The 26643-nt window shown below is 68.1% G+C and carries 19 protein-coding genes; 7 read left to right on the top strand and 12 right to left on the bottom strand.

Annotated elements, in window-relative coordinates:
- Positions 1-191 precede the first annotated feature (191 nt).
- The 9 genes from ACFY3V_RS39375 to ACFY3V_RS39335 all read right to left on the bottom strand — a co-directional run bounded on the left by ACFY3V_RS39375 (position 192) and on the right by ACFY3V_RS39335 (position 11110).
- Complete coding sequence (locus ACFY3V_RS39375; protein ID WP_362907180.1) at positions 192-881, bottom strand: helix-turn-helix transcriptional regulator; 690 nt, start codon at positions 879-881, stop codon at positions 192-194.
- Positions 878-1675, bottom strand: a complete 798-nt coding sequence (locus ACFY3V_RS39370; RefSeq protein WP_350949753.1) for a DUF4097 family beta strand repeat-containing protein — start codon at positions 1673-1675, stop codon at positions 878-880. The genes ACFY3V_RS39375 and ACFY3V_RS39370 overlap by 4 nt, the downstream gene beginning before the upstream one ends.
- Positions 1676-1745: 70 nt before the next feature.
- The gene (locus ACFY3V_RS39365) at positions 1746-1922 is read right to left on the bottom strand and encodes a DUF6104 family protein (RefSeq protein WP_329094229.1); all 177 of its coding nucleotides are present in this window, start codon (positions 1920-1922) and stop codon (positions 1746-1748) included.
- A 140-nt stretch (positions 1923-2062) separates the two neighbouring features.
- Complete coding sequence (locus ACFY3V_RS39360) at positions 2063-5794, bottom strand: multifunctional oxoglutarate decarboxylase/oxoglutarate dehydrogenase thiamine pyrophosphate-binding subunit/dihydrolipoyllysine-residue succinyltransferase subunit (protein ID WP_389780419.1); 3732 nt, start codon at positions 5792-5794, stop codon at positions 2063-2065.
- A gap of 193 nt (positions 5795-5987) precedes the next feature.
- Complete coding sequence (locus tag ACFY3V_RS39355) at positions 5988-6653, bottom strand: B3/4 domain-containing protein (protein ID WP_389780417.1); 666 nt, start codon at positions 6651-6653, stop codon at positions 5988-5990.
- A gap of 39 nt (positions 6654-6692) precedes the next feature.
- Entirely contained in the window at positions 6693-6983 is a 291-nt protein-coding gene (locus ACFY3V_RS39350) for a helix-turn-helix domain-containing protein (protein ID WP_350949750.1), read from the bottom strand.
- Between the two features lie 7 nt (positions 6984-6990).
- The gene (locus ACFY3V_RS39345) at positions 6991-7356 is read right to left on the bottom strand and encodes a type II toxin-antitoxin system RelE/ParE family toxin (RefSeq protein ID WP_362907186.1); all 366 of its coding nucleotides are present in this window, start codon (positions 7354-7356) and stop codon (positions 6991-6993) included.
- 114 nt (positions 7357-7470) lie between these two features.
- Positions 7471-10002, bottom strand: a complete 2532-nt coding sequence (locus tag ACFY3V_RS39340) for a glycoside hydrolase family 9 protein (RefSeq protein WP_389780414.1) — start codon at positions 10000-10002, stop codon at positions 7471-7473.
- A gap of 217 nt (positions 10003-10219) precedes the next feature.
- Entirely contained in the window at positions 10220-11110 is an 891-nt protein-coding gene (locus ACFY3V_RS39335) for a glutathione S-transferase C-terminal domain-containing protein (RefSeq protein WP_362907188.1), read from the bottom strand.
- Between the two features lie 297 nt (positions 11111-11407).
- On the opposite strand from ACFY3V_RS39335, the gene ACFY3V_RS39330 reads away from it, so the two are divergent.
- The 3 genes from ACFY3V_RS39330 (at position 11408) to ACFY3V_RS39320 (ending at position 13340) form a co-directional block, all read left to right on the top strand.
- On the top strand, positions 11408-12196 hold the full coding sequence (locus ACFY3V_RS39330; protein WP_362907190.1) for an ABC transporter ATP-binding protein: 789 nt from the start codon (positions 11408-11410) through the stop codon (positions 12194-12196).
- On the top strand, positions 12193-12714 hold the full coding sequence (locus ACFY3V_RS39325) for an NADPH-dependent FMN reductase (RefSeq protein ID WP_350949747.1): 522 nt from the start codon (positions 12193-12195) through the stop codon (positions 12712-12714). The genes ACFY3V_RS39330 and ACFY3V_RS39325 overlap by 4 nt, the downstream gene beginning before the upstream one ends.
- Positions 12715-12833: 119 nt before the next feature.
- Entirely contained in the window at positions 12834-13340 is a 507-nt protein-coding gene (locus ACFY3V_RS39320; protein ID WP_362907192.1) for a flavin reductase family protein, read from the top strand.
- A 164-nt stretch (positions 13341-13504) separates the two neighbouring features.
- On the opposite strand, the gene ACFY3V_RS39315 is transcribed toward ACFY3V_RS39320, so the two are convergent.
- The 3 genes from ACFY3V_RS39315 to ACFY3V_RS39305 form a co-directional block, all read right to left on the bottom strand.
- Positions 13505-17896, bottom strand: a complete 4392-nt coding sequence (locus ACFY3V_RS39315) for an AAA family ATPase (protein ID WP_362907194.1) — start codon at positions 17894-17896, stop codon at positions 13505-13507.
- Positions 17883-18263, bottom strand: a complete 381-nt coding sequence (locus ACFY3V_RS39310; protein ID WP_362907196.1) for a hypothetical protein — start codon at positions 18261-18263, stop codon at positions 17883-17885. Before ACFY3V_RS39310 ends, ACFY3V_RS39315 begins: the two co-directional genes overlap by 14 nt.
- Positions 18264-18828: 565 nt before the next feature.
- Positions 18829-19887 carry a dihydrodipicolinate reductase gene (locus ACFY3V_RS39305; RefSeq protein ID WP_362907198.1) on the bottom strand — a complete coding sequence of 353 codons (1059 nt, stop codon included), beginning with the start codon at positions 19885-19887 and terminating at the stop codon, positions 18829-18831.
- Between the two features lie 354 nt (positions 19888-20241).
- Between ACFY3V_RS39305 and ACFY3V_RS39300 the strand changes: the two genes are divergently transcribed.
- The 4 genes from ACFY3V_RS39300 to ACFY3V_RS39285 form a co-directional block, all read left to right on the top strand.
- Entirely contained in the window at positions 20242-21138 is an 897-nt protein-coding gene (locus ACFY3V_RS39300) for an SDR family oxidoreductase (RefSeq protein WP_362907200.1), read from the top strand.
- A 459-nt stretch (positions 21139-21597) separates the two neighbouring features.
- Entirely contained in the window at positions 21598-25125 is a 3528-nt protein-coding gene (locus ACFY3V_RS39295) for a ThuA domain-containing protein (RefSeq protein WP_362907202.1), read from the top strand.
- A 130-nt stretch (positions 25126-25255) separates the two neighbouring features.
- A complete protein-coding gene (locus ACFY3V_RS39290) occupies positions 25256-26440 on the top strand; it encodes an ROK family protein (RefSeq protein ID WP_362907204.1) in 1185 nt (394 codons plus the stop codon).
- A gap of 14 nt (positions 26441-26454) precedes the next feature.
- Positions 26455-26643: ATP-binding cassette domain-containing protein (locus ACFY3V_RS39285; RefSeq protein WP_362521484.1), on the top strand; the 189-nt coding region annotated here is incomplete at its 3' end.

The raw sequence follows: 26643 nt of genomic DNA, 5'->3' as shown, positions 1-26643 counted from the left end.
TCGCACGGGTCGCCCGGCCTCGTGGGGCGACCCGGGGAACCCTGGGCGCGGCCTGTCCCCTGGCCGGCCGGGCCCACGGGCCGGCGGATCCGGCGGCCGGAGGCTCACCGGCTCCGGGGCCGCCATCTCATGGAGACCGTCGGGCGCGGTACGTCACGACCGGCGGGTGCCGTACGGGGCACCGCCGCAGATCATCGGAGCGTTTCGCGGATGCGGCGGGCCGCGTCGTACAGGGCGTCCTGGGCGGTCGCGAGGGTCTCCTCGCTGACCTGCGCGGACGCCGCGTCCCTGCGGACCTCCTCGACGAACTCGGCGAGCATCTGCCCGAGCCGGGCGTCTCCCGCGCGCGACCCCTCGCCGGTGAAGCCGTCGGCCCAGACGCGCTTCCACTCGTCCTTCCACGCGTCGGTCTGGCGCTGCCACTCCTGTTTCTGACGCTGCCATTCCGTCTTCTGCTCGCGCCAGACCCTGCGCGAGTCCTGCTCGGAGCCCTGGCGGACGTCGCGCGCCATCTGGGTGAGCTCCTCGCGCAGCGACTTGACCGTGTCGCGCACGTCCTCCTTCACCTCGCGGGCGATGTCGCGGACGGAGTCGGAGATCTCCTGCTCCAGGTCGGCGAGCTCGTCGAGCCGCCCGTTGAGCTCGGCGCGGCCCCGGTCGCTGATGGTGAAGACCTTCTTGCCGTCCACGACCTCGTGGGTGACGAGGCCCTCCTCCTCCAGACGGGCGAGGCGCGGGTAGATCGTGCCGGGAGAGGGTGAGTAGACGCCGAGGAAGCGGTCCTGGAGGAGCCGGATCACCTCGTAGCCGTGACGCGGGCTCTCCTCCAGCAGCTTCAGGAGGTAGAGCCGGAGCCTTCCGTGGCCGAAGACCGGGCTCATGCCTGTGATCCCTTCAGGAGGGTGACGTCGGCGGAGACGGTGTTGGCCGTGAGTGAGGCCATGCCGCCGCCGATCCGGCCGCCCAGTGTCTTCGCGCCGGGCTGGACGGAGTGGTCGAGCTCGGTGAAGCCGGTGTCGAGTCTGCCCGAGGTGGAACGGAGCTTGACATCGGTCTCGACCGTGTACGGGAGCCGGAGCACGATGTCGCCGGAGACGCTGTTCATCGTGACGTGGCCGGTCGGCGGGAGCTCCAGATCGGCGGTGATTTTGCCGGAGATGGTGGTGACGCTCAGCCGCCGGGGTGTGCCCTGGGCGACGGTCAGCTCGCCGGAGACGCTCTTGAACGAGAGGTCTCCGACCAGGCCGCGGCTCTCCACGGCGCCGGAGACGGTGTCGGCGTTGATCTCGCCGCTCACCCCGTCGAGCACGATCTCGCCGGAGACGCTTTTGACCGAGGTGCGGTCCTCGAACCCGGCGACGACCGCGGACGCGGAGACCACGCCCACGTTGACCGGGCAGTTCTTCGGCACGGTCAGGGTCAGCGTGGCCCTGCGGCGCCCGGGGCGAAGCCAGCCCAGCAGACCGTCCCAGGTGAGGTCCTTGTAGGTGACGGTGAGCGTGCCGTCGTCGTCGTGGGTGACGAGCAACGGCGGGCTGTCGACCTCGGTGACCTCAAGTGTGGGAGGGCCGTCGCTGGCCAGCACCGCCAGCTTTCCCGCCACGATCCGCACGTTGAGTTTTCTCACGGAGTCGAAGGTGAGCTGCTCTGGTTTCTCGATCGTCCACTGCCGCATGTGCGTGACCTCCTTCTGGTGAACACGATATGTCGCGTCCACCGGAAGGTCAAGATATATCGTGTTTTTGTCAGTCGTCCTCGTCGTCCAGCCGCGCCAGCCAGGTGGCGAGCCGTTCCACCGGCGTCTCGAAGTCGGGGTTCAGATCCACGAACTCGCGCAGGCGCTCGGCGAGCCACACCACGGTGACCTCCTCCTCGCCCCGGCGCGCGACCAGCTCCTCGATGCCCCGATCGGTGAAATACATCACGTTCTCCTTCAGTGACGCTGATGACGCCGTGGTCATCGTCGCGATCTCGCGGTGACGCCCGCGACAACGGGGAAGTCCCCCGCAAGGGCTCCTGCGGGGGACTTCCGGGTGACGCCTGTCTTGGACCTGCCGGTCGCCTAGCCGAAGATCTCGCCGAGCATCTGCTGCAGCTCGACCTCGTGGGTGGAGTGCGAGCCGGTCGCCGGGGAGGAGTTGGCCTTGCGGGAGACCCGCTTGATCGAACGCCCGCCGAAGACACCCGGATTCTCGGCCATCTTCAGCCCCAGGAACGGCCACGGACCCATGTTGAGCGGCTCGTCCTGCGCCCACACCAGCTCGATGTCGGCGGAGTAGCGGCTCAGCTCGGCCTCCAGCGGGTCGCCGGGGAACGGGTAGAGCCGCTCAAGGCGGACGATCGCCACGTCGTTGCGGCCCTGCTTGTCGCGGGCCGCCGCGAGGTCGTAGTAGAGCTTGCCGGAGACCAGCACGACCTTGCGCACCTCGGCCGGGGGAGCCGTGGTGTCGCCGAGCACCGGCCGGAACGACCCCGAGGTGAAGTCGCTCACCGCCGAGATCGCCGCCTTGTGCCGCAGCAGCGACTTGGGCGTGAACACCACCAGCGGGCGGTGCCGGTTCGACAGCGTCTGCCAGCGCAGCAGGTGGAAGTAGTTGGCCGGGAGCGTGGGCTGGGCCACGGTCATGTTGTCCTGGGCGCACATCTGCAGGAAGCGCTCGATGCGGGCCGAGGAGTGGTCGGGGCCCTGACCCTCGTAGCCGTGCGGCAGCAGCAGGACGACGCCGGAGCGCTGGCCCCACTTCTGCTCACCCGAGGTGATGTACTCGTCGATGATCGACTGGGCGCCGTTGACGAAGTCGCCGAACTGCGCCTCCCAGGCGACCAGCGCCTCGGGCCGCTCCACGCTGTAGCCGTACTCGAAGCCGAGCGCGGCGTACTCGCTCAGCAGGGAGTCGTAGACGTAGAACTTCGTGGTGCCCTGGTTGAACGTCTTGAGCGGGGTGTGCTCCTCGCCCGTGACACGGTCGACCAGCACGGCGTGCCGCTGGGTGAACGTGCCGCGCCGCGAGTCCTGGCCGACGAGGCGGACCGGGTGGCCGTCGATCAGCAGCGAGCCGAAGGCGAGGGTCTCGCCCATGCCCCAGTCGATGCGGTCCTCGGCGACCATCTGCCCGCGACGCTGCAGCACCGGCAGCAGGCGCGGGTGGACGGTGAAGCCCTCGGGCATGTTGAGCTGGGTCTCCACGATCCGCTTGACGACCTCTTCGGAGACGGCCGTCTTGACGTCCTCGTGCGACCAGGGGACGGTCTCCATGTCGACCGGACGGGAGAACTCGCCCGTCGGGTCCTTGGCCGCCGCGCGGGTCTCGGCGAAGGCGTTCTCCAGCTTGGCCTGGTAGTCGCGGAGCGCGCCCTCGGCCTCCTCCACCGTGATGTCGCCCCGGCCGATCAGCGCCTCGGTGTAGAGCTTGCGGGTGGAGCGCTTGGCGTCGATCAGGTCGTACATCAGCGGCTGGGTGAAGCCCGGGTTGTCGGACTCGTTGTGGCCGCGGCGCCGGTAGCAGATGAGGTCGATCACCACGTCCTTGCGGAACGCCTGGCGGTACTCGAACGCGAGCCTGCCGACCCTGACCACGGCCTCGGGGTCGTCGCCGTTGACGTGGAAGATCGGGGCCTGGATCATCCGGGCCACGTCGGTGGCGTACACGCTGGAACGCGAGCTGGCCGGGCTGGTGGTGAAGCCGACCTGGTTGTTGACCACGATGTGCACGGTGCCGCCGGTGCGGTAACCCCGCAGCTGCGACAGGTTGAGCGTCTCGGCCACCACGCCCTGGCCCGCGAAGGCCGCGTCGCCGTGGACGAGCACCGGCAGGACGGTGAAGCCCTCCTCGCCGCGCTCCAGGAGGTCCTGCTTGGCGCGGACCACGCCCTCCAGGACCGGGTCGACCGTCTCCAGATGGGAGGGGTTGGCCACGACCGAGGTCTTGAGCTTGGAGCCGTCGGGCGAGACGAAGTCGCCGCCGGCGCCCAGGTGGTACTTCACGTCACCGGAGCCGTGGGCGCTGCGCGGGTCGATGTTGCCCTCGAACTCGCCGAAGATCTGCCCGTACGACTTGCCGACGATGTTGGCGAGCACGTTGAGGCGCCCGCGGTGGGCCATGCCGATCACGGCCTCGTCGAGCCGCTCCTCGGCCGCGGAGCTCAGCACCGAGTCGAGCAGCGGGATCAGCGACTCGCCGCCTTCCAACGAGAAGCGCTTCTGCCCGACGAACTTCGTCTGCAGGAACGTCTCGAACGCCTCGGCGGTGTTCAGCCGCTCCAGGACGCGCAGCTGCTCGGTGCGGTCGGGCTTGGCGTGCGGGCGCTCGATGCGTGCCTGGATCCAGGCACGCTCCTCGGGGTTCTGCATGTGCATGTACTCGACGCCGATGGTGCGGCAGTAGGAGTCACGCAGCACGCCGAGGATCTCGCGCAGCTTCATCAGGGGCCGGCCGCCGAAGCCGCCGGTGGCGAACTCGCGCTCCAGGTCCCACAGGGTCAGGCCGTGCGACTTGATGTCGAGGTCGGGGTGCTTGCGCTGCTTGTACTCCAGCGGGTCGGTGTCGGCCATGAGGTGGCCGCGGACCCGGAAGGCGTGGATGAGCTCGATGACCCGGGCCGACTTCGCCACGTCGTCGTCGTGGGTGGTCGAGATGTCCTGCACCCAGCGGATCGGCTCGTACGGGATCCGGAGGGCTTCGAAGATCTCGTCGTAGAAGCCGTCCTCGCCGAGCAGCAGCCGGTGGACCTGCCGCAGGAAGTCGCCCGACTGGGCGCCCTGGATGATGCGGTGGTCGTACGTGCTGGTGATCGTCATGACCTTGCTCACCGCGAGGCGGGAGAGCGTGTCGGGGGAGGCCCCCTGGTACTCGGCGGGGTATTCCATCGCGCCGACGCCGATGATCGTGCCCTGTCCCGGCATCAGGCGCGGCACCGAGTGCACGGTGCCGATGGTGCCCGGGTTGGTCAGCGAGATCGTCGTGCCACTGAAGTCGTCGACCCCCAGCTTGCCCGCCCTCGCCTTGCGCACGACCTCTTCGTAGGCGACCCAGAACTGGCGGAAGTCCATCCCCTCGGTCGCCTTGATCGACGGCACCAGGAGCTGGCGGGTGCCGTCGCTCTTGGCGACGTCGATGGCGAGGCCCAGGTTGACGTGCTCGGGCTTGACCAGCACCGGCTTGCCGTCGACCTCGGAGTAGGAGTGGTTCATCTCCGGCAGGACCTTGAGGGCCTTGATCACCGCGTAGCCGATGATGTGCGTGAACGACACCTTGCCGCCGCGGCCGCGGGACAGGTGGTTGTTGATCACAATCCGGTTGTCGATGAGGAGCTTCGCCGGGACCGCGCGCACGCTGGTCGCCGTCGGGACAACGAGACTGGCCTCCATGTTGGCCGCGGTCCTCGCGGCGGCGCCGCGCAGTCGGACTTCCTCGGCACCGGCGGGGGCGGGCAACTGCGTCTCCTGCTTGGGTCGGGCGGCCGGGGCGGGCTTGGCCGCCGCCGGTGCCGGGGTCGTCGCCGCGGGGGCCGGGGTGGCCTGAGCCGCGGCCGGAGGGGCCGAGGGCGCAGCGGGTGTCGGTGGAGCGGACGCGGCGGCGGCCGCCCCCTGGGATGCGGCGGCATCGCCGGATCCCGAACGGGGCGCGGCGGCACGGCCGGACCCCGAATCAGGGCTGTAGTCGGCAAAGAAGTTCCACCAGGCCCGGTCGACCGACTCGGGGTCCTGGAGGTACTTCTGGTACAGCTCGTCGACAAGCCATTCGTTCTGACCAAAGGCTGCCAGCGGGTTTGTCCGCGACGACTCAGACGACACGGCGGAAATCGCCCTCTTCCGCAGATCGGCGTTGATGATAGAGAACCTGTCCAAGGCTACTCGCCTTGGCTCGGACCTGCGCCAGTCTGACGGCAGCTTCCTTGCCGATCCTCTCAGTACGGGTTAAAACGGTCACTCACCGGGTAACCGTTTACTCGCTGAGCCGCTGGTCAGCCCGGTACGGCGGGCATGATCAGCTCGGCCAGATCAGCCGGGACTCCACCCGTATCCCCGGAGTGACATCTTCGAGAAGCCCGGCCAGCTCGTCCCCGGCCGCGCGAAGCTCCTCCGCCGACAGGGGCGCGAGCCGCTCCAGCAGGAACAGCGCGTCCGTCGTCTCCTCGGTGATCCGGGTGCGGACGCACTGCCGCCAGTTCCAGCGGCGGCAGGTGACGCCCCTGTCGTCGCGCCAGACGACCTCGCCGGCCTCCGGACGGTCGATCGCGGGCTCGCCCTTCTCGACGACCTCGAACGACTCGTCGCCGCTCGCGCGCACCAGCCTCGCCGTTCCCTCGTAGCGGGCGAGGTCCTCCCCGCCGATCGGCAGGCCGTGCCTGATGCTGATCGCGTTGTAGGCGTCGACCACCCGGTTGATCTCCGGCGGCGGCATCCGCCTGACCAGCGCGTCCACCGACGGCCTGGTCCGCTGCGGCTTCGCCCCGAACCCCCGGTAGGCCTCCCGCCACGACTCGATCCTCGGGTCGTCGGTCGCCACGGCCTTCTCCGCCGCCTCCGCCAGCCAGGCCCGCGACCTGTCGTCGGTGGGCCCGTTGCGCAGCCCGTACACCCCCATCACCAGCACCCCGAAGTCGGGCCTGAGCGCGCTGACGGCGGGATCCACCCGGATGTCCTCGATCACGGCCCCAGTTTAGGGCGCCCTCACCACCTTGAAGTGGCGTCAGGCGGCCGCGTGGGGGGTGAAGGTGACGTTCAACTCGGCGTCCAGTGCTCTCGCCAGGCGTCGGAGCAGCGCCAAAGTCGGGGTGCCCCCCCCTGTTTCCAGACGGGCCACCTGCGGTTGGGTCATTCCGGCCCGCTCGGCCAGTTCGGCCTGGGAAAGGCCGAGCTCCGTCCGGCGGTTGTAGACCTGCTGACCCAGAAGCAACGCCTCACGGGCCTCCTGGTAGACGTCGGCTCGGCGCTCGGCGCCCGTCCGCTCCCACGTGTTGTGAGCTGTGTTGTGAGCCATGCCCCACTCAGTCCTTCCAGACGCGGTCATAGACCTCCGAGGCGACCACATGAAGATTCTCACATTCGACCTGTGCCCGACGAGCGCGTTCAACCTGACCGGTCTCCTTGCGGCGTGTCTTGGTGAAGACGGTGAGAAGGACGATCCGCCGTCCAGGAGCGAGCCAGTAGGTGATTCTGGCCTGACGGCGCGTGAGCGAGAGGCGCAGCTCACGCACTTTGCCTCCGAGGTGCCTGGAGTACGGCTCGTCGAGCGTCTCGGCCTGTTCGGAGAGGAGGTCGGCCAGGGCTTCGACCTTGACGTAATCACGCTCGGACAGCGACTCGAGCCACGTTCGGATCTCGGGCTCGATCTCGATGACATATAGCCTCACGGTCCGTGAGGCTATATGTCATCGACCATATGATCCGTGATACCTCAACATTGATAAGCGCAGGTCACGGGCTTGAGCTTCTGATTGTGGACGTATGGGCTCACATCACCCGGGTCACGTGCAGAGGTTGCCGTTGAGGAGGAAGCGGTCCGGTCGGGGGTTGGGGCCGGGGGCGTCGGCGCCGAGGAAGCCGAAGGTGATCGATCCGCCGGGCTTGATGGTCTTGTTCCAGGCGAGGTTCTTCGCGGTCACGGTCGAGCCGTCCTGGGTGATCGCGGTGCTCCAGTGCTGCCGTACGCTCTGGCCGCCCAGGAAGGACCAGCTGAGGGTCCAGCCGTCGATCGCCTCGGTCCCGTTGTTGGTGAGGGTGACCTGGGTGTTGAACCCGTCGGGCCACTGGCCGTGGTTGGTGTAGGTGACCTTGCACGTACCGGGGGCGGCGGCGGGGGTCTCGAGGTAGGAGGCGATCCAGGCGAGCGGGGAGTTCCAGTTGATCGTCAGCTCGTTGGTGGACCACGATTCGATGTCGTCGATGTAGCAGAACTGGGGCTTGCAGCCCTGCAGCTTCGCCTGGGCGACCGGGTCCTGGATGGAGGAGTTCGGGCCTCCGGCCAGGGTGCCGCGCGGCGGGTTGGGCAGGGACGGGTCGAGCTGGTGGGCGTACCAGCGGCTGTGCTGGTTCTTGGAGGCGACCTCGCCGTAGCCGGTCACGTACGACTGGTTGAGCGCGTTGCGGCCGAAGATGTAGTCCAGCCCCTCAAGCACCCCCTCGTGGTACTTCGCCTCGCCGCTCAGGTCGTGGGCGACGGCCATCACGACCATGTTGTTGATCACCTGGTGGCTGGAACCCCAGTCGTACTCCGCCGGGTTGTAGGGAACGCCGTACGGGTGGGCCTTCTGGACGGCGAGATACTTGTCCGCGCCTTCCAGGATCGACTCGCGCACCCGCGCCCGGTCGGGGAGCGCGTTGGGCACGGTCGCCAGCTGCAGGCGGCCGAGCTGGGCGGTGTTGCCCCAGTCGAAGCCCCGGTCGCGCCAGATGTCGCCGGTGTGGTGCGGCGAGGCGAGCACGTAGTCCTTGAACTCCTTCTCGCCGGTGGCGATATAGAGCTCGGCGGCGGCCCAGTAGAACTCGTCGGTCACGTTGTCGTCGTTGTAGGCGCCGCCGCCTGTCCCGTCGGCGGGGTCCGCGTACCGGGTGGGGTTCGCCTTCGCCGCAGCCCACGCCTTCCTCGCCGCGGCGAGGTTGCGCGCGGCGAACGCGGCGTCGTAGGGGGCGAAGAGACGGGCGGCCTGGGCCGCCGTGGCGGCCAGGTTGAGGGTGGCGGCCGTGGAGACCGGGTGCAGCTCGCGCGGCTGGGGGTCCAGGTGGGGCATGAGGGGCAGGCCGGTCCACGCGGCGTCGTGGATCTTGTGGTGGGCCATTCCCGCGTACGGCTTCCCGTCGGGGACCTGCATGCTGAGCAGGAACTCCTGCTCCCAGCGGGCCTCGTCGAGGATGTCGGGCACCCCGTTGCCGCTCTCGGGGATGTCGAGATCGCCGTCCTTGTGGACGCCGTCGGTCTTGGCGCGCTCGAAGGCGGACATCAGCTGGTGGACGGAGACGCCGCCGTTGACGACGTACTTGCCGTGGTCACCCGCGTCGTACCAGCCGCCCTTGACGTTCAGCGTGTAGTCGCAGACTCCCGGCTGGCAGGGCACCTCGATGTCACCCTTGTTGGGGGCGACCCCGATGTGCCCGGCGGGCCTTCCGTAGCCGGGGCGGAGCTCGTCGAGGATCGGGATGCCGCTGCGCTGGGTGTAGTAGAACTTCAGCGCGTCGGTCCTGAGGTCGCTGTAGACGTCCGCGCCGATGTCGAAGGGCCGGCTGGTCTCGCCGTCGGCCTCCAGGGTGTAGCCGGTGCCGGGCGTGGTGACCGTGCCGAAGTCGATCGAGTGCACGTTCTGGCCCGAGCTCTCGTCGACACCGCGCGGGAGGGTGTCACCCTCGGCGACGGTCTCCCCGCCGCGCTTGAGCTTCCAGCCGGTCGACTCCGTTTTCTCGGTGACGAGGGTGGCGTTCTTCGGCCCGGAGGGCAGGTAGCCGACCATGTTCACCCGAACGCGGGGTCCGGTGTCCGGCTCGTAGACCTCGGGCTCGGCACCGCCCTTCAGTGAGACGTTGTCCACGCAGAACCTCCAGGGGGTGGCGCTGCCCCCGATTTGGAACGCCACCTGCCCGTTCGGCAGGTCCACGGGAGAGGTGAAGGTGTAGCGGTAGTCGTTACCGGACACGCTCAGCTCGGGATTGGCCGCCAGATACTGCGTGTAGGGGTCCACCGGCAGCTGGACGAGGGCCTTGACCACCCGGCCGGGCGTCGCGATCCCGAAGAAGGAGAACTCGTACGTCTCGTCCTTGACCAGGGGGATGTCGTTCTGGCCGACGATGACGTCCCACGGGTTGACGGTGTTGCCGGGGACGTCGGCGCACAGGCGGCCGTCTTCGACCTCCAGCGTGGTGTTGCCGGTGCTCCACCAAGGGGCGGTGCCGCTGTCGAAGGTGCCGTTGACGATCTGTTCTGGGCCGTCGGCCACTGCGGGCAGGGGGGTCAGGGTCATCATGGTCACGGCCGTGGCGAGGGCGAGCCAGGCGGGAGGTCTGCGCACGGAGGATCCTTTGGGCGGGGGGAGGTTCCAGGTTGTGGGAGCACGGGTCCGAGGATCCCGGTCGGAGAGATCCAAGTGGGAGCGCTCCCACAACCTGGATGCCCGATGTTTCCAGCGCGTTTCGCCGATCGTCAACCGTTACCCCTCCCGACCCGCCCGCCGACCCGGGGAATGACCGATTTGTCGGATGAAACTTTCACGTCACCGGGGCATTCCCTCAGGGAGCGGTCCAGTCGATCTCCGGCCCCCGTGGCACGATCCCGCTGGGGTTGACGTTCGTCTGGGTCACGAAGTAGTGCCGCTTGATCTGATCGAAGTCGGTCGTGTCGCGGAACGCGGGGATGGCGTACAGCTCGCGGGCGTAGGCCCACAGGACCGGATAGTCGCTCAGTCGCCGAACCGAGCACTTGAAGTGCGAGTTGTAGACGGCGTCGAACCTGGCGAGCGTCGGGTAGAGCCGCACGTCGCTTTCGGTGAGCGCGTCGCCGTGCAGGCGGCGGCGGGTGGACAGCCGCTCCTCAAGCAGGTCGAGCGTGGCGAACACGTCGGTGACCGCCTCGTCGTACGCCTCCTGCGAGCGGGCGAACCCGGCGCGGTAGACGCCGTTGTTGAGCCCCTGGAAGATCACCTCGTTGAGCGCGTCGATCTCCTCGCGCAGCTCCCGCGGGTAGAGGTCGGGCGCGCCCTCGGCGTGCCAGGGCGCGAAGGTCGTCTCCAGGGTGAGGGTGATCTGCGGGTAGTCGTTGGTGACCATGCGCCCGGCGGTGATGTCCCAGACGCAGGGCACCGTGTAGCGGCCCTCGTAGCCGGGGTCGGTCGCCAGATAGAGCTCGGAGAGGTACTCCACCCCGGTCACCGGGTCGCCCCCGGGGATCCGCCAGCCCTTCTCGTCCCTGATCGGGTCGACGATCGTCACCCCGACCACCTCCCGCAGGCCCAGCAGCTCGCGGACGATGAGCGAGCGGTGCGCCCAGGGGCAGGCGTAGGAGGCGTAGATCTGGTAGCGGCCCGGCTCGGGCGGGTGCTCGCCGCCCTCCTCGATCCGCGCCGTGAACCGGTTCGGCTGCCTCTCGAAGCGGCCGCCGGAGATCTCCTTTTCCAGTTTCATCCTTCGACGGTACGTGACCTTCGGGGGGCGTGATCCGGCCGGTCGTACGTTCCTCGTGAGGTATTTCATGTACAACCAGTAGGAAATATTGACTTGCCGCCGGGGGGTGCGTAGTTTCTCTGTTATGGGCGTCTATCTGACTCGGTGCACGCACGTCGATCTCTGCCGCGTGTTCAGCGCGCAGTGTCCGTGATCACGAATCGACCCGCAGTCTCCTCCCATATCTCACAGGACGCATATCGTGCTCAAGATCGGACATGTTCCCGCCCTCGGCGGCACCCGTCTCGGGGGTGCCCGATGAAGCTCAGAATCCAGGGGGTCGGCAAGGAGTTCGCCGGCCGTGACACCCGGCGTTCCTTCGCCGCCCTCGCCGGCGTCGACCTCGACGTACGGGAGGGGGAGCTGCTCACCCTCGTCGGGCCGAGCGGCTGCGGTAAGTCCACCCTCCTCGACCTGATCGCGGGGCTCGCCGCCCCGACCGCCGGACGGATCCTGCTGGACGGGATCCCCCTCGAAGGGCCCGGCCTCGACCGGGGGGTCGTCCTGCGGCAGTACGCGCTGTTCCCCTGGCGCACCGCGCTGTCCAACATCGAGTTCGCGCTGGAGGGCAGGGCCGCCACGAGGCGGGAGCGCGCCGACCTGGCCAGGGAGTATCTGGACCTGGTGGGGCTGGGCGGGCTCGGCGACCGCTACCCCCACGAGCTCGCCCACGGCATGCCCCAGCGCGTCGCCATCGCCAGGAGCCTCGCGACGGATCCGGCCCTGCTGCTGCTCGACGAGCCGTTCGCCGCGCTGGACGCCGGGACCCGGGAGTCGCTCCAGGAGGAGCTGCTGCGAATCTGGCAGAAGACCGGCACGACGCTCCTGTTCGCCACCCGGAGCCTCGACGAGGCCGTCTATCTCGGCCGGCGGGTCGCGGTGATGACCGCCAGGCCCGGCCGGATCCGGGGGGTCGTCGAGGTGGATCTCGGCGCCCGCGAAGGTGACCCAAGGGGTGGTTCCCGCTTCGGCGAGCACCGCCACGAGGTGTGGAGACTTCTCCGTTCCGACATCGACCATGACCAGAAAGCGCCGGTGGCCTCATGAGCATCGTGACCGTGGTGGGAAACCCCCGACCGGGATCGCGCACCCTCGCGGTGGCCGTACGGGCGGCGGAGGCCGTCGCCCTGCGGATCGGGGACGGGGAGGCTCCGGAGGTCGTCGACCTCGCGGTCCTCGCCCCGCTGCTGTTCGCCCCCGAGACGGCGCCGGAGGTGAAGGCCGCGCTGGAACTGGTCGCCGGGGCCGACGTGCTGGTAGTGGCGAGCCCGACCTACAAGGCCACCTACACCGGCCTGCTCAAGGTCTTTCTCGACCGGCTGCCGGGCGGCGCGCTCGCCTCCGCCGTCGCACTTCCGCTCCTGGTGATGGGTGACGCCAAACACTCGCTCGCGGTGGAGGTCCACCTCCGGCCGCTGCTGGTGGAGCTCGGTGCGACCGTTCCCACACCGGGCCTCGCGGTGCTGGAGTCGCGGATTCCCGACCTCGACGCCGTCCTCGGGCCGTGGGCCGACCGGGTCGGCCCGCAGGTGGCCGCGGCGTTCGGGGAAAGGGTCCGTACGTGACACCGGGAAGAGATGACGGACGTAATGGGTTTTGAAAGGTGTCCTTTGTTCCTCGGAGGGGGAAAAGTGACCAAGTGGAGCATCTTGGTGGTACCCCACATCGTCATGAGCGAGGTTTCATGACCGAGACACTGTCGAGCCGCGCGGTCGACGCGGAGAGCTTCCGGCGGGCGCTCGCCGTCCACGCGGCGGGGGTCGTCGTCGTCACCGCGCAGGTGAACGGCGTACCGGTCGGGCTCACCGCCACCTCGTTCTCGTCCGTGAGCCTCACACCCCCGCTGGTCTCCTTCTACGTGGACCGATCCTCCACGACCTGGCCCCGGCTCAGGCAGGCCGATCACTTCGCGGTGAACGTCCTGGCCAGCGACCAGGCCGAGGTCGCCTCACGTTTCGCCAGGAAGGGCGTCGACCGCTTCGCCGCTCCCACCTCCTGGACCCCCGGGCACCTGGGTACCCCACTGCTGGGCGGTGTCTCGGCCCACCTGGTCTGCGCCCCCCACTCCACCGTCGACATCGGCGACCACGTCCTCGTCGTCGGGCTCGTCATCGAGACCGGCCTCGAACCCGGCGGGCGCCCGCTCCTGTATCACCAGGGCCGCTTCGGGCGTTTCATCCCACACACCTGACGTCTTTGACCTCACGGTGATCCTCGCCCGGTCCCGTGGGGATCGGCGACGCCGGATGCCGGGCACGGCGCCGTACGGTTCCCGCCGTGCCCGGCATCCGGATGACCGGGGGCCGCCCGGGGCCGGCATGTCCGGGGGCGGACATACCGGCCGTTGATGGAAGCTCATGTACACGGTGGCGTATAAGGAATATCGGGAATGTACTGCCCCCATTCCGCCCGGGTTATCGGCGTACCGCCGACCCCGCAGATGAAGCGGATCGCCTCGTCGATGTCGAGATTCCAGACCTGGAGTTTTCCGCTCTGTGCTCCGGTGAGGAGAGTGTCATACTCGTCGATGAACGCCACGGCGATCGGATGGTCCTGAGCCCGCTTCATGATCGTCGTAACACGAGGTTTCGCGGGATCCGTGATATCCACCAGGCGTACGCTTCCGTCATTCCCGGCGGTCGACAGGGTGCGGCCGTTGAAACTGACGGCGAGACCGATCACGGGGGCGGTGTGCGTGGCCAGGGTCGCGAGAGTGCGGGGTTGCGAGGGGCGTGACACATCCCAGACGCGCACGGTGCCGTCGCCCGAGGCGGTGACGATCTTACGGCCGTCGGGAATGAACGCGACCCTGTTGATGGGATTCAGGTGCCCGGCGAGCGTGCTCAGTCGCACCGGTTTTCGCATGTCGCGAATATCGTATAAATATGCCTGGTTGTCCGTCGTGCCCATGACCAGGGTGGCCCCGTCGGGACTCACCGCCATGTCGGCCACCTTCTCCGGCAGGTCGGTCAGTGTCGTGACGAGGCGAGGATTTCCCGGATCCCCGATGTCCCAGATACGGACCGAGGGATCCTGCGCGGTGCCGACAAGATAGCGACTGTCCTTGCTGAAGGCGACGGAGAAGGCGTTCTGCGTGCCGGGGCGAAGGGTGGAGAGCAGTACGGGGTGAGCGGGATCCGCGACGTTCCACAGCTTCACGGTCGTGTCCCAGGAAGCGGTGGCGACAAGGTTTCCGCTCGGATCGAACTTCGCGCGGACGATGATGTTCTCGTGCCCTGTCAGGGTCCCCAGGGGGTACGGACGGGATAGGTCCGCCACATTCCACAGTCGCGCGGTGTTGTCGTCGGCCGCGTCGATGACGATTTTTCTTCCCGGGCTGAAGGAGACGTCTTCGACGGCCCACTGGTGAGACTGCAGTCGTGGTGAACGGGTGACGCCACCGGCGGTACCGATGCGCCACAGGCGGACGCTGAGGTCGCCGGAGCTGGTGGCGACGACTCCGTCGTCCCTGATGGCGACGGCGAGGACCGAATTCGTATGCCCAGCGAGTCCCGTGGAGAGGATCGGCGGGCCCTCGTCCGGCAGTTCCCAGACCCACGTGGTGTTGTCGTACGACGATCCGAGCATGGTTCGGCCATCACGGCTGAAAGTGATGTCGAATATGCTGCCACCGGTGTTCTCCAGGGCCGATTTCCTGGTCGGCTTGGCGGGGTCGCGCACATCCCAGACGATGATCTGCTGGTCGTCCGCGCCGGTGGCGAGCCCGCGTCCGTCGGGAGTGAAGGCGACCGCCTCCAGCGGCTTCACATGGCCGGGGAGAACGGCCAACCGGCGGGGACGGGCGGGATCGGTGATGTCCCAGAGACGCGCCGTGATGTCGAAGGAGGCTGTCGCCAGGGTTCGCCCGTCCGGACTGAACACCACGTCACTCACTTGATCTTTGTGTCCTCGAAGGACGGACATGCGCCGAGGGCGCGCGGTGTCGGTGACGTCCCAGAGGCTGGTGGTGTGGTCAGCCGACGCCAGGGCGAGCAACCGGGCGTCCGGGCTGAAGGCGACTTCCCTCAGCATCTGCGGGCTCGCTGTGAACGACGCTATCTGCCGTGGTGGAGAAGCGCCGTCGACCGCCCACAGCTTGGCTGTCCCGCCGGCGTCGCAGGTCGCCAGTATCCTTCCTCCGGGATGGAAGGCGACTCCGCGGACAGCCCGGGTGTGGCCGGTCAGTATGTGGTGTATGCGAGGGCGAGCCGGATCCCGGACATCCCACAGCCGGACGGTGTGATCATCGGATGCGGATGCCAGAAGCCGGCCGTCGGGACTGAAGGCGGTGGCCCACACGGCGTTCGTGTGACCCGAGAGTCGTGCGCCGGTCTGCCAGGTGCGCGCGCTGAGCACGGCTCCGCGGGTTTGGGGGAGCGGTGAGAGCCGATACGAGATCAGGGCGAGGAACCCGCTGAGAGTGCGGTCCGAGACCGTGTCCGCGGTGTCGCTCACCTGGCTGGCGATGGCCCGGTTTCTCTGCTGGATCGCCTCGTCGCTCTGCTGCCGGGCGTAGGAACCGGCCGCGACGGCGGTGAGAAGCAGCACGGACAGGACGGTGATCACCGCGGTGGTGATCCTCCGGCGCCGGCGGGCGCGCCGGCTCGACGCCTGGAGGAACGCCCGTTCGTTCGCCGTGAGCTCACTTGAGCCGTTCAGGACGGCTTCGGCCGCCACCAACTGGCTGTCGAAATAGAGATACGCGGAGTCGCGCCCGTGGCGCACCCAGGTGTCGGTGTCCGTGGCGAGGTGCTGACGCATCGACAAATTGGCCCGGTCCGTATCGATCCAGCTCTTCAACCTGGGCCAGGCCCGGATGAGCGCCTCGTGGGTGATCTCCGCGCTGTCCTGGTCGACCGTGATGAGGCGGGCCTCCACGAACTTGCCCAGGATCGTGCTCGCGGCCACCTGACCCTGGGAACCGTCCAGCAGATCGGCGATCGCCACTCGCCGTCTCGTGGCGTCCGTCTGGTCGTCGAGGTGTATGAGCCGAAGCAGCAGCCGCTGAGCGAGCCCTTCCGCCTGCGAGCCGATCTCGGTCAGGGTCTGTTCGGCGCTGAGGGCGAGAGACCGGGCGATGCCACCGGACGCGCGGTACCCGGCGAGGGTGAGCATGTTCCCGCTGCGCCGCTGCCAGGTCACCAGCAGCGCGTGGGACAGCAGCGGGAGCACGGCGTCGGCTCGGCCCGTGGAGACCTCGTCGGCGCCGAGCTCGTCGAGCAGGAGGTCGGACAGGCCGCTCTCCAGCCTGAGACCCGATCGTGCCGCGGGCTCCTCGATGACGGTACGCAGCTGTGCCCTGGTCATCGGCCCGACGATCTCGGGGTGTTGCAGTGCCGCCAGCAACTCCGGGTAGGCGGCGCAGTGCCCGAAGAAGTCGGCGCGGACGACCACCACCACTGTCACGGGCGCCCTGGCCCGGTCATCGCCTGCGGCTTCGGCGAGGACCTCGATGAACCGCTGGCGTCGTGCCTCGTCCTGGCAGGCGGTGAAGACCTCCTCGAACTGGTCCACGACGATCAGGACCCGGCCGGGGAGGCCGGAGAAGGCCCGCCCGGCCCCTTGGGGGTCCTCCAGCCGGGCACGGACCTCCCCGGTGTCGACGTCGCGCAGACCGGCGAGCCGCCGGGCCAGCTCGGCCAGGGGGTCGGCGCCCGGCACCAGGACGACGGCGTGTGTCTCCCCGGTGCTCTCGCGCCGAAGGGCGGGGACGACGCCGGCCCGCAACAGCGACGACTTCCCCGATCCGGAAGGTCCTGTGACGACGAGCATGCCACCGGTCCCGGAGCTTTCCCGGACGCGCGCCACCAGTGCCCGGGTCAGATCCTCGCGGCCGAAGAAGTTGGCCGCGTCCTCCGGGCCGAAGGTGGCGAGGCCGCGGTACGGGGACTCCTCCTCCGTCGGCTGCACCACGGGCGGGGCGGGGGGCGCCTGCGGCACCACGTACGCCGGGTTGACGGCGAAGGCGTGACGATCTCCCAGGTCGGTCGCGTGCCGTCGCGGGCTCGGAAAACCCTTCTCGGGCAGGGACCGGGTCAGGTTCCGATAGATGGAGTCCAGGGAGAACACCTGGGGGCCGGCCTGGTCCCCCTCGTTCAGCAGTTTGATCAGCTCGCCGGAGAACGCCGTGTGACGAGCGCCCGGCAGCGCCCATGACGCCTCGTCTCTACTGGAGGAGGTGAGCAGGTACGCGCCCGAGGTCATGCTGTCGGAGAAAAGGTCCACCAATCGCGACGAAACCCCTTGCGCACGTCCCGAGAAGCAGCAGTCGAGGACGACGACGACCAATTCGGCGCGTGACTTCGCGATAGCCTGACGCACGAGGGAGTAGGGCAACGCCTGGTAACCGGGCACTCCTCGCCGTAGGTCGATCGTCGCCTGGGTGGCGAGGTGCAGTTCGTTCTCCGCGCTGACCAGGCCGTGCCCCACGAAATAGAACATCAGGACGGACGTCGTGTCCTGCGCGAGCTCGGCGAAAGTGTTTCCCAGGTCGACCGGTGTCGGCGGATTGAGGAGAACCGATAATCCGCTCGGCGCCAGGCCGCCTTTCTGGATGAGGCATTGGCCAAGGTCTTCTATTGTAGACGCGACGGCCGGAATATCCGGTAAACGAGACCCCGGCATATGCAGCCCGGTTCCGGCGAGGAGAACTCTGCTCCCCGAAGAGGAGAGTGCCAGAAGCGGAGATCTCCGGGCACTCGGCTCCCGGCGGGTTTCACCGGCCTTCGAGAGGTCATCCTCGATCATCGGTGCTTTCCAATGCTTCGACGATCTCGACGGTGAGGGCAGCGAGCTTCGTCGTGTCGAGTGACCGCACCCGTCCGGCGCTCACCTCGATTTTGTCGTCTCCCCGGATGAGTTTCACGGTGACGTCCCCGGGGCGAGAACCGATCCATGCGACGATCACACCGGAAATCGCCGCGACCAGGCCACTCGACCCCAGCGCTATTTGGAGCGCTTCGACCAGCGGCCCCAATCTTCCCTCTGACGGATCACTTTCGAGGAAGGTGACTCTTCCTCGTAACTCGGGCTCGGCCTCCAGCCATGCCGCGAGGCTGCGGAGATCGTCCGCGCCGCCCGTGTCAATGCTCAAGACGCTTACGACGAGATCCATGTGCCACGCCATTCTGCTCGGGAATCGGTTTTCCCTGACAGCGCCGTACATCCTGGGCCCGCCGCGAATCCAAAGTGGTTGGAGTGCCCATAGACGCGCCCCGATAAGCGCTTTGTTTGTTTTTACGGTAGAAGGATTAAAGCATACCTGACTTACCGGTTGAACGTCGATGGTCGCGGTGCGTCGTTAACTGACGGCCCGGTCGGGAAGCGGTGGATTCGCGTTGATCATTGCTTGTTCGCCGCCCGCGTGGCGGCGTGCCCCGGGTGCGCGCTCGGCCCGTTCCTCGGCTCTCGGTTCGTCGGCTTACGCGTACCGCATGATCGGGAGGTAAGGAAGGAGGCTGGCAATGTACTGCGATAAGAGAACATTGCATGTTGAAGATCCGTACCGCCTCGACAGGGACATAAATGGCCTATGTCCAACAATATTATGAACGTTACATATTGTTCATTGATGCATCGTGTGCGGTTCATCATGGTGAACGAGGCTTATGTCCGCCTGGTGGTCGGCGGGCGGTGAACGTCCGCTCTGGGGATGCCTCGGAGGGGGCCGAGGAGGATCCTCAGGCGAGGCGGACGGTGCCCCGGCCGGTGGCGAGGGGGAGATCCAGCGCGGTGTGGATGCCCGGCGGAGCGGCGCAGAGGGCGGCGACGGAGTTGACGGCGTGGGCGGCGGCGCCGGCCAGGCCGTGGGAGATCTCGTCGACCGTGAGCATCAGCTGGGGCACGCCCTCGATGTGGACGCTGAAGCCGGGGTCGGCCCAGCGTCGCACCCGGGTGGCGTCGGCCTTGTAGACGCACTCCACGGTCATGAAGGGACGGCCGCGGACCAGCCCGCTGAACATCCAGCGGGACGCGCACACGGTGCCCGCCCTGACCGGTCCCGCGGCGATCTCGAACTCCTCCGCGGCGAGCTCGAACTCGTCGCTCTCCTCGACCTCGTCGAGGGCCACGCCGAGGTTGTCGGCCACGAACTGGACGCTCTCGGCGAACAGCGAGCGCTGGAAGGCGCGGAAGGGGCGCACCGCGGCGACGTAGTCCTTGGCCGAACGGGTGAAGCCGAACAGATCCACCACGATCTGCCGGGACGGGTGGCCCCGGAAGTCGGACGACTCCCGGACGTAGATGTGGTCGACGCGGCTGGACAGGCCGGTCAGCGTGAGCGGCAGCACGTCGCTCATGAAGCCCGGGTTGACGCCGGTGCCGTGCAGGGACGATCCCCCCGCGCGGCAGGCGGCCTCCAGCCGCTCCACCACTCCGGGGCCGTAGCACTTGGGATACACGAACCCGGTGGTGGTGATGACGTTCTTGCCGGTGGCGAGCAGCGCGCAGATGGTCTCCACGTCGCTCGGATGCTCCCCGCCGAAGTAGGACGCCGGCAGGGGCATGTGCAGCACGCAGTCGGCCTTCGCGGCGAGGATCTCCTCGACGTCGTCGGTGCAGACGACACCGGCCTCGGGGAGCCCCACGAGGGTCCCCGCGTCCTGTCCCACCTTGTCCGGGTCGTAGACCAGAACCCCGGCGAGTTCGAATTCCGGCCGGGTGATCAGGCTGCGCAGGGAGTATCTGCCGACGGCGCCCGTGGCCCACTGGACCACGCGCAGGGGCGGCGATAAGGACATATAGGGCCTCCAGCCCAAAATATTGGGCGGGGCCTTACTGGGAAAAAGTGAGGGGTGTCGTCGTTGACCCTCGCCCGTGTGAGGCAAAAACTTTAGCAGAAATTAACACGGGTGCTTACTATGCGCAATGATCTCCAGCATTCTCGGTTACCGCCGCGCGCCTTTCTCGGTAATGGTCCCCGCGATGGTGTCGAGGGGGTCGCCGACGGCTCGCCCCGGTTTCGCGAGCGGTGTCCGGGAAGGTTTCGCGGACTCCGTCGTGAGGTGACCTCCCGGGGGTGCCCATGGCATCGCGAGGGTCGGGCGGGCTATTGTTCAGACGACTAGAATTATGTTCTCGTGGGAGGATTGCGGATGTCAGAGCTGCGGTTTGACGGCAGGGTCGCGGTCATCACCGGCGCGGGGCACGGACTCGGCCGCTCGCACGCGCTGTCGCTCGCCGAGCGCGGCGCGAAGGTGGTCGTCAACGACCTGGGCGGGGCGCTGGACGGCACCGGCGCCTCCGCGGGCCCGGCCGCCGAGGTGGTCGAGCTGATCAGGAAGGCCGGCGGGGAGGCGACCGCCAGCACCGACAACGTCGCGACCCCCGAGGGGGCCCAGGCGATCGTGCGGACCGCGATCGACACCTACGGGCGGCTGGACATCGTCGTCAACAACGCGGGCATCCTGCGGGACAGGTCCTTCGGCAAGATGAGCGTCGAGGAGTTCGACCAGGTCCTCGCCGTCCACGTCCGGGGCTCCTTCCTGGTCAGCCGGGCGGCCTTCCCGCACCTCAAGGAGCGGGGATACGGCCGCATCGTCAACACCAGCTCGCCGGCCGGGCTGTTCGGAAACTTCGGCCAGGCCAACTACTCCACCGCGAAGATGGGGCTGGTCGGCCTCACCAAGACGCTCGGCATCGAGGGTGCCAGGGCCGGGATCAAGGCCAACGCGATCGCGCCGATCGCCTGGACCCGGATGACCGAGGAGCTCCTGCCCGCGGAGTTCGAGGCCAAGTTCACCGCGGAGCGGGTCAGCGCGCTGGTGACCTTCCTGGCGCACGAGGCCTGCGAGACCAGCGGCGAGGTCTTCAGCGTCGGTGGCGGCCGGATCGCGCGGGTGTTCGTGGCCGAGGGGCCCGGCTGGCGGCAGGACGACCACACCGTGGAGGACATCCGGGACAACTGGCAGGCGATCCTCGCCGAGCAGCCGTACCTCACCCCGACGACGCTCGGCGAGCAGGCGACCGCCTCGATGAAGGCGATGCTCTGAGCGCCGCACGCTGACCGCCTGACCGCCTGACCGCCTGACCGGGACGGCCGGGCGGGTACAGGGTGGCCGGCCGACGTTCGCCGAAGGGCGCTCTCCGCGGGAGGGCGCCCTTTTTGTTGCCCAGGACGTTTTCGGGGTGGTTGCGGGTTTGGTTTGGGATGACCAAAAAAGGGTCGGGCGATGCGGGATTCAAATGAGTCGTTCGATGGGGCCTGAAGGGACTGCCTGGACGGAGCCGCTTTCGCCGTACGGGGCGCGCCTTTCTGCCTTGACTGGACAATCTTTTGCTTGACTGTCGTCAGAACTCATCCTTACCATCCTGAAATGGAGAGGAAATAAGCCAGAAACCACCAGGCTTTTCGACTTTTTGCCGCTCTCTCCCGGCATCGTCGCGCCGTTCGGCCCGTCAGGGCCGCCCGGTTCGTTTCGCATGTCCTTCTTAACCCCCCAGGAGATTCCATGCGCCGCCAGCTCACCGCCTTAATGGTCCCCATCCTGCTCCTGTTATCCGTGGTCTCCGGGGTCTCGATGGCCTCGGCGAACGCGGGAGCCGCGAAGGCGGCCGCCTTCCGGGTGCTGCTGTTCACCGAGACCGCCGACTACGTGCACGCGTCGATCCCATCCGGCATCACGATGGTTCAGCAACTCGCCGCCGCCAACGACTTCGAGGTCGTCCAGTCCGCGAACTCGAGCGTGTTCAGCGACGCGGGCCTGGCGGGCTTCAACGCGATCATCATGTTGCAGAACTCCGGCATGGTCTGGGACAACGACGCCCAGCGTCAGGCCATGCAGAGGTACGTCAACAACGGCGGCGGGATCGTCGCGATCCACAACACCACGGACATGAACATCGAGGCGCAGTTCCCCTGGTGGGACCAGCTCATCATGGGTGGCGCGCACATGACCGCGCACTCGGCCACCGTGCAGGGCACCGCGAAGGTCCTCGACAAGAAGCACCCCTCCACCGTGGGCCTGCCCGACCGCTGGACGCGTACCGAGGAGTGGTACAACTTCAGCAAGAACATGCGGGGCGACGTCCACGTCCTGGTCGCCGCCGACGAGAGCACCTACGACGCCGGCGGAAACAAGATGGGCCCCGACCACCCGATCTCCTGGTGCCGTAGCACCGAGGGCGGGCGCGTGTGGGCGACCGCGATGGGGCACGAGAGCGCCTCCTACAACGAGGCCAACTTCCGTCAGCACGTGCTCGGCGGCGTCAAGTGGGCGGCGGGCAACGCCGCGGGCGACTGCGGCGGCACCGTGTGGAACCGGTACCAGAAGGTGACGCTCGACAGCGCGCCCGACCAGCCGATGGGCCTGGACATCGCTCCCAACGGGGACGTCTACTACATCGCCCGTTCCGGCAAGCTCATGCTCATCCGCAAGAGCAACGGCCAGATCGTGACCGTCGGCACGCTGAGCGTCTACACCGGCGGTGAGGACGGGCTGATCGGCCTGGCCCTGGACCCGAACTTCGCGACGAACCGCTGGGTCTACCTCAACTACTCGCCGACCGGTTCCGCGGCGATCAACCAGGTCTCCCGGTTCACCCTGAACGGCGACACCCTGGACATGTCCAGCGAGAAGAAGCTCCTCTCCATCCCCGCGACCAGGGTCGACGAGCCGGGGCACACCGGCGGGTATCTCACCTTCGGGCCGGGCGGGAACCTCTACATCGGCGTCGGCGACGACATCAACCCCTTCTCCTCCGACGGGTACGCGCCGATCGACGAGCGTTCCGGCCGCTCCAACTTCGACGCGCAGAAGACCAGTGCCAACACCAACGACCTGCGCGGCAAGATCCTGAGGATCCACCCGGAGAGCAACGGCACCTACACGATCCCCTCGGGCAACATGTTCGCGCCGGGCACGGCGCAGACCCGCCCGGAGATCTACGCGATGGGCTTCCGTAACCCGTTCCGGTTCTCGGTGGACTCCGAGACCGGCTGGATCTCGGCGGCCGACTACGGCCCCGACGCGGGGTCGGCCAACGCCAACCGCGGGCCCGAGGGCACCGTGGAGTGGAACCTGATCAAGTCGCCCGGCTTCTACGGCTGGCCGTACTGCGTGGGCAACAACATCCCGTTCAACGACTACAACTTCGCCACCTCCACCTCGGGGGCGAAGTTCAACTGCTCGGCGCCGGTGAACACCTCGCCCAACAACACGGGTATGACGAACCTGCCCGCGGTCAAGCCCGCCACCGTCTGGTACAACTACCACCTCGTGCCCGAGTGGCCGGAGATGGGCAACGGCGGCGGCGCGGCCCCGATGGGCGGGCCGTTCTACCACTACGACGCGGCGAACCCCTCGGAGACGAAGTTCCCCGCCTACTTCGACGACACCCCGTTCTTCTACGAGTGGAGCCGCAACTACCTGATGGAGATGCGGCTGGACGGCAGCGGCAACATGCTGAAGACCAACCGCTTCCTGTCCAACCTCGGGTTCAGGTCGCCGCTGGACATGAAGTTCGGCCCCGACGGCGCGATGTACCTCATCGAGTGGGGGGTCGGCTACGGCGGCACCAACCCCGACGACGGCGTCTACCGCATCGACTACATCAACGGCGGCTCTCGCGCCCCGGTCGCGAAGGCGAGCGGGACGCCCACCTCCGGCCAGGCGCCGCTCACCGTCCAGTTCTCCTCGGCGGGCTCGGCCGACCCGGACGGGGACGCGTTCACCTACGCGTGGGACTTCACGAACAACGGCTCGACCGACTCCACCGCGGCGAACCCCTCGTTCACCTACACCGCCACCGGCAACTACACCGCCAAGCTCACGATCACCGATCCGTCGGGCAAGAGCGGCTCGGCGACGGTGCCGATCACGGTCGGCAACACCGCACCGGTGGTGAGGTTCGGCTCACCGCCCGACGGAACGGCGATCAACTTCGGTGACTCGGTCCCGTACACGGTGACCGTCACCGACCCCGAGGACGGCACGATCGACTGTTCCAAGGTCACGGTGGTCACGGCGCTCGGCCACGACACCCACAGCCACGACACCGGCCAGTTCACCGGCTGCTCGGGGACCGTGGTGACCACGAACTCGGGTCACGACGCGGACGCCAACACCTTCTACGTCCTCACCGCGACCTACACCGACAAGGGCGGCCTGTCCAGCACCGCGAACCTGATCCTGCAGCCCAGGCAGAAGCAGGCCGAGTACTTCACCGGCTCGTCCGGGGTGAGGATCGTCGACCAGGCCGGCGCGCAGAACGGCAAGCGTGTCGGTGACATCTCCAACAACGACTGGATCTCCTTCTCGCCGATGAGCGTCCAGGGGGTGGCGTCGGTGAGCTACCGGCTCTCCTCCGCCTCGGCCGGTGGCTCCATCGAGCTGCGCGCGGGCTCGCCCACGGGGCAGCTGCTCGCCACCACGTCCGTGCCGAACACCGGCGGCTGGAACAACTACCAGCAGACGGCCGCCACCTCGGTGACGGCGCTGACAGGCAGCCAAACGCTGTACCTGGTGTTCAAGCACCCGACGGCGAACCAGTTCGACCTCGACTCCTTCACCCTGAACGCGACGGGGGGTTCGACCGGAGAAGGACCCGTGGCAGGCGGCGTCTACCGGCTGACCGCCGTGCACAGCTCCAAGGCGGCCGATGTGGAGGGCCAGTCCACGGCCGACGGAGCCAGGGTGCTGCAGTGGACGGCCGGCAGCGGCACGAACCAGCAGTGGAGGTTCACCGCCGCGGCGGGCGGCGCCTTCACCCTCACCGGTGTCCAGAGTGGCAAGTGCCTGGACGTGAACGGCGGCTCCACCGCGTCGGGAGCGACGATCATCCAGTGGACCTGTCACACCGCTGCCAACCAGCAGTGGAAGTTCGCCGCCGGGACCAACGGCGCCTGGAAGATCACCTCGGCCGCGAGCAACCTGTGTCTCGAGGTGCCCGGCGCCTCGACCGCGGACGGCACGCAACTCACCCAGGCCACCTGCGGAAGCGGTAACAACCAGCAGTGGAGGCTCACCCGGGTGAGCTGACGGGAGCGGTCAAGTTCGCCGACTTTTGCTGATAGCTGCAAAAGTCGGCGAACCGTTAGGTAAAAGTGATTCACAAACCCGTCTAAAGAGGGTTAGCTTCTGCACACCTGCTCGGAACAGGGAGGGTGTTGTGAAGCGGACCGTCGCTCGGCCGGAGAACGCGTACCAAGCCGCGCTTCTCCGGCTGTTGCGCGAGAGGGCGCGGTCGCGCGCCGAACTCGGCGACGTGACCGCCCTGTCGCGCTCCCGGCTCAACCTGGAACTCGACCGGCTCATCGAGCTGCGCCTGGCCGAGCAGGCGGGGCTCGCGGCCTCGCGCGGCGGGCGCAGGTCCGGCCTGGTACGGCTCTCCGCAGACCTTCGCTTCGCCGGTGTCGACATCGGCGCCACCTCGATCGACGTGGTCGTCACCGACGGCGAGCTGGAGATCCTCGGCCACCTGAGCGAGCGGTGTGACGTGCGCGACGGCCCCGTGGCCGTGCTCGACCAGGCGATGGAGATGATCGCCAAGCTGGGTGAGCAGGGACAGTTCATCCAGCTGCACGGTGCGGGGGTCGGCCTCCCCGGGCCGGTCAGCTTCCGGGAAGGGGTCCCGGTCGCCCCCCCGATCATGCCCGGCTGGGACCGCTACCCCGTCAGGGAGGCGGTCGGCCAGGCTCTCGGCTGCCCCGCCGTGGTCGACAACGACGTCAACATCATGGCCCTCGGCGAACTCCACGCCGGGCTGGCCAGGCAGGTGGACGACTTCCTGCTCGTCAAGATCGGCACCGGCATCGGCTGCGGGATCGTGGTGGACGGCAAGATCTACCGGGGGGTATCCGGCAGCGCGGGCGACATCGGCCACATCCGCGTCGACGACCAGGGACCCGTCTGCGCCTGCGGCAACGTCGGCTGCCTGGAGGCCTACTTCGGCGGGACCGCCCTCGCGAGGGAGGCCACGGCCATCGCCGGACGCTCGGTCTATCTGGGCCGCCGTCTCGACGAGACGGGCACCCTCACCGCCGAGGACGTCGCCACGGCCGCCGAGATGGGCGACGCCCACGCGGTACGGCTCATCCGCGACGGCGGGCGCAGGGTCGGCACGGTGCTGGCCGGGCTCGTCAGCTTCTTCAACCCCGGCCTCGTGATCATCGCGGGAGGGGTGGCCCAGCTGGGCCACCTCCTCCTGGCGGAGATCAGGAGCGTCGTCTACCGGCGGTCGCTGCCCCTGGCGACCGGCAACCTGCCCATCGTGCTCTCCGAGCTGGGACCCGACGCCGGCGTGGTCGGCGCGGCCAGGCTCAGCAGCGACCACGTCTTCTCGGCCCCACGATGAACCAGCGAGGCCCCATGTCGGAAGTCACGCCCCTTCTCCTCATGCGAGGGATCGTCAAGCAGTTCCCCGGAGTGCGCGCCCTGGACGGCGTCGACCTGGAGGTGCTGCCCGGCGAGGTGCACTGTCTGCTCGGCCAGAACGGTGCCGGGAAGTCCACTCTGATCAAGACCCTGGCCGGTGCCCACCAGCCCGACGAGGGGACG

Source organism: Streptosporangium sp. NPDC000095 (assembly GCF_042899335.1).
Taxonomy (GTDB): domain Bacteria; phylum Actinomycetota; class Actinomycetes; order Streptosporangiales; family Streptosporangiaceae; genus Streptosporangium.
The sequence above is the reverse complement of the archived record's forward strand: the minus strand, read 5'-3'. Positions and strand labels throughout refer to the sequence as shown.

Bases quoted from the DNA above. Each gene is read 5' to 3' on its own strand.
- ACFY3V_RS39370 (WP_350949753.1), bottom strand. From the start codon at position 1,675: ATGCGGCAGTGGACGATCGAGAAACCAGAGCAGCTCACCTTCGACTCC.
- ACFY3V_RS39375 (WP_362907180.1), bottom strand. From the start codon at position 881: ATGAGCCCGGTCTTCGGCCACGGAAGGCTCCGGCTCTACCTCCTGAAG.
- ACFY3V_RS39325 (WP_350949747.1), top strand. From the start codon at position 12,193: ATGAGCATCGTGACCGTGGTGGGAAACCCCCGACCGGGATCGCGCACC.
- ACFY3V_RS39335 (WP_362907188.1), bottom strand. From the start codon at position 11,110: ATGAAACTGGAAAAGGAGATCTCCGGCGGCCGCTTCGAGAGGCAGCCG.
- ACFY3V_RS39295 (WP_362907202.1), top strand. From the start codon at position 21,598: ATGCGCCGCCAGCTCACCGCCTTAATGGTCCCCATCCTGCTCCTGTTA.
- ACFY3V_RS39315 (WP_362907194.1), bottom strand. From the start codon at position 17,896: ATGATCGAGGATGACCTCTCGAAGGCCGGTGAAACCCGCCGGGAGCCG.
- ACFY3V_RS39350 (WP_350949750.1), bottom strand. From the start codon at position 6,983: ATGGCTCACAACACAGCTCACAACACGTGGGAGCGGACGGGCGCCGAG.
- ACFY3V_RS39305 (WP_362907198.1), bottom strand. From the start codon at position 19,887: ATGTCCTTATCGCCGCCCCTGCGCGTGGTCCAGTGGGCCACGGGCGCC.
- ACFY3V_RS39365 (WP_329094229.1), bottom strand. From the start codon at position 1,922: ATGTATTTCACCGATCGGGGCATCGAGGAGCTGGTCGCGCGCCGGGGC.
- ACFY3V_RS39310 (WP_362907196.1), bottom strand. From the start codon at position 18,263: ATGGATCTCGTCGTAAGCGTCTTGAGCATTGACACGGGCGGCGCGGAC.
- ACFY3V_RS39300 (WP_362907200.1), top strand. From the start codon at position 20,242: ATGTCAGAGCTGCGGTTTGACGGCAGGGTCGCGGTCATCACCGGCGCG.
- ACFY3V_RS39320 (WP_362907192.1), top strand. From the start codon at position 12,834: ATGACCGAGACACTGTCGAGCCGCGCGGTCGACGCGGAGAGCTTCCGG.
- ACFY3V_RS39330 (WP_362907190.1), top strand. From the start codon at position 11,408: ATGAAGCTCAGAATCCAGGGGGTCGGCAAGGAGTTCGCCGGCCGTGAC.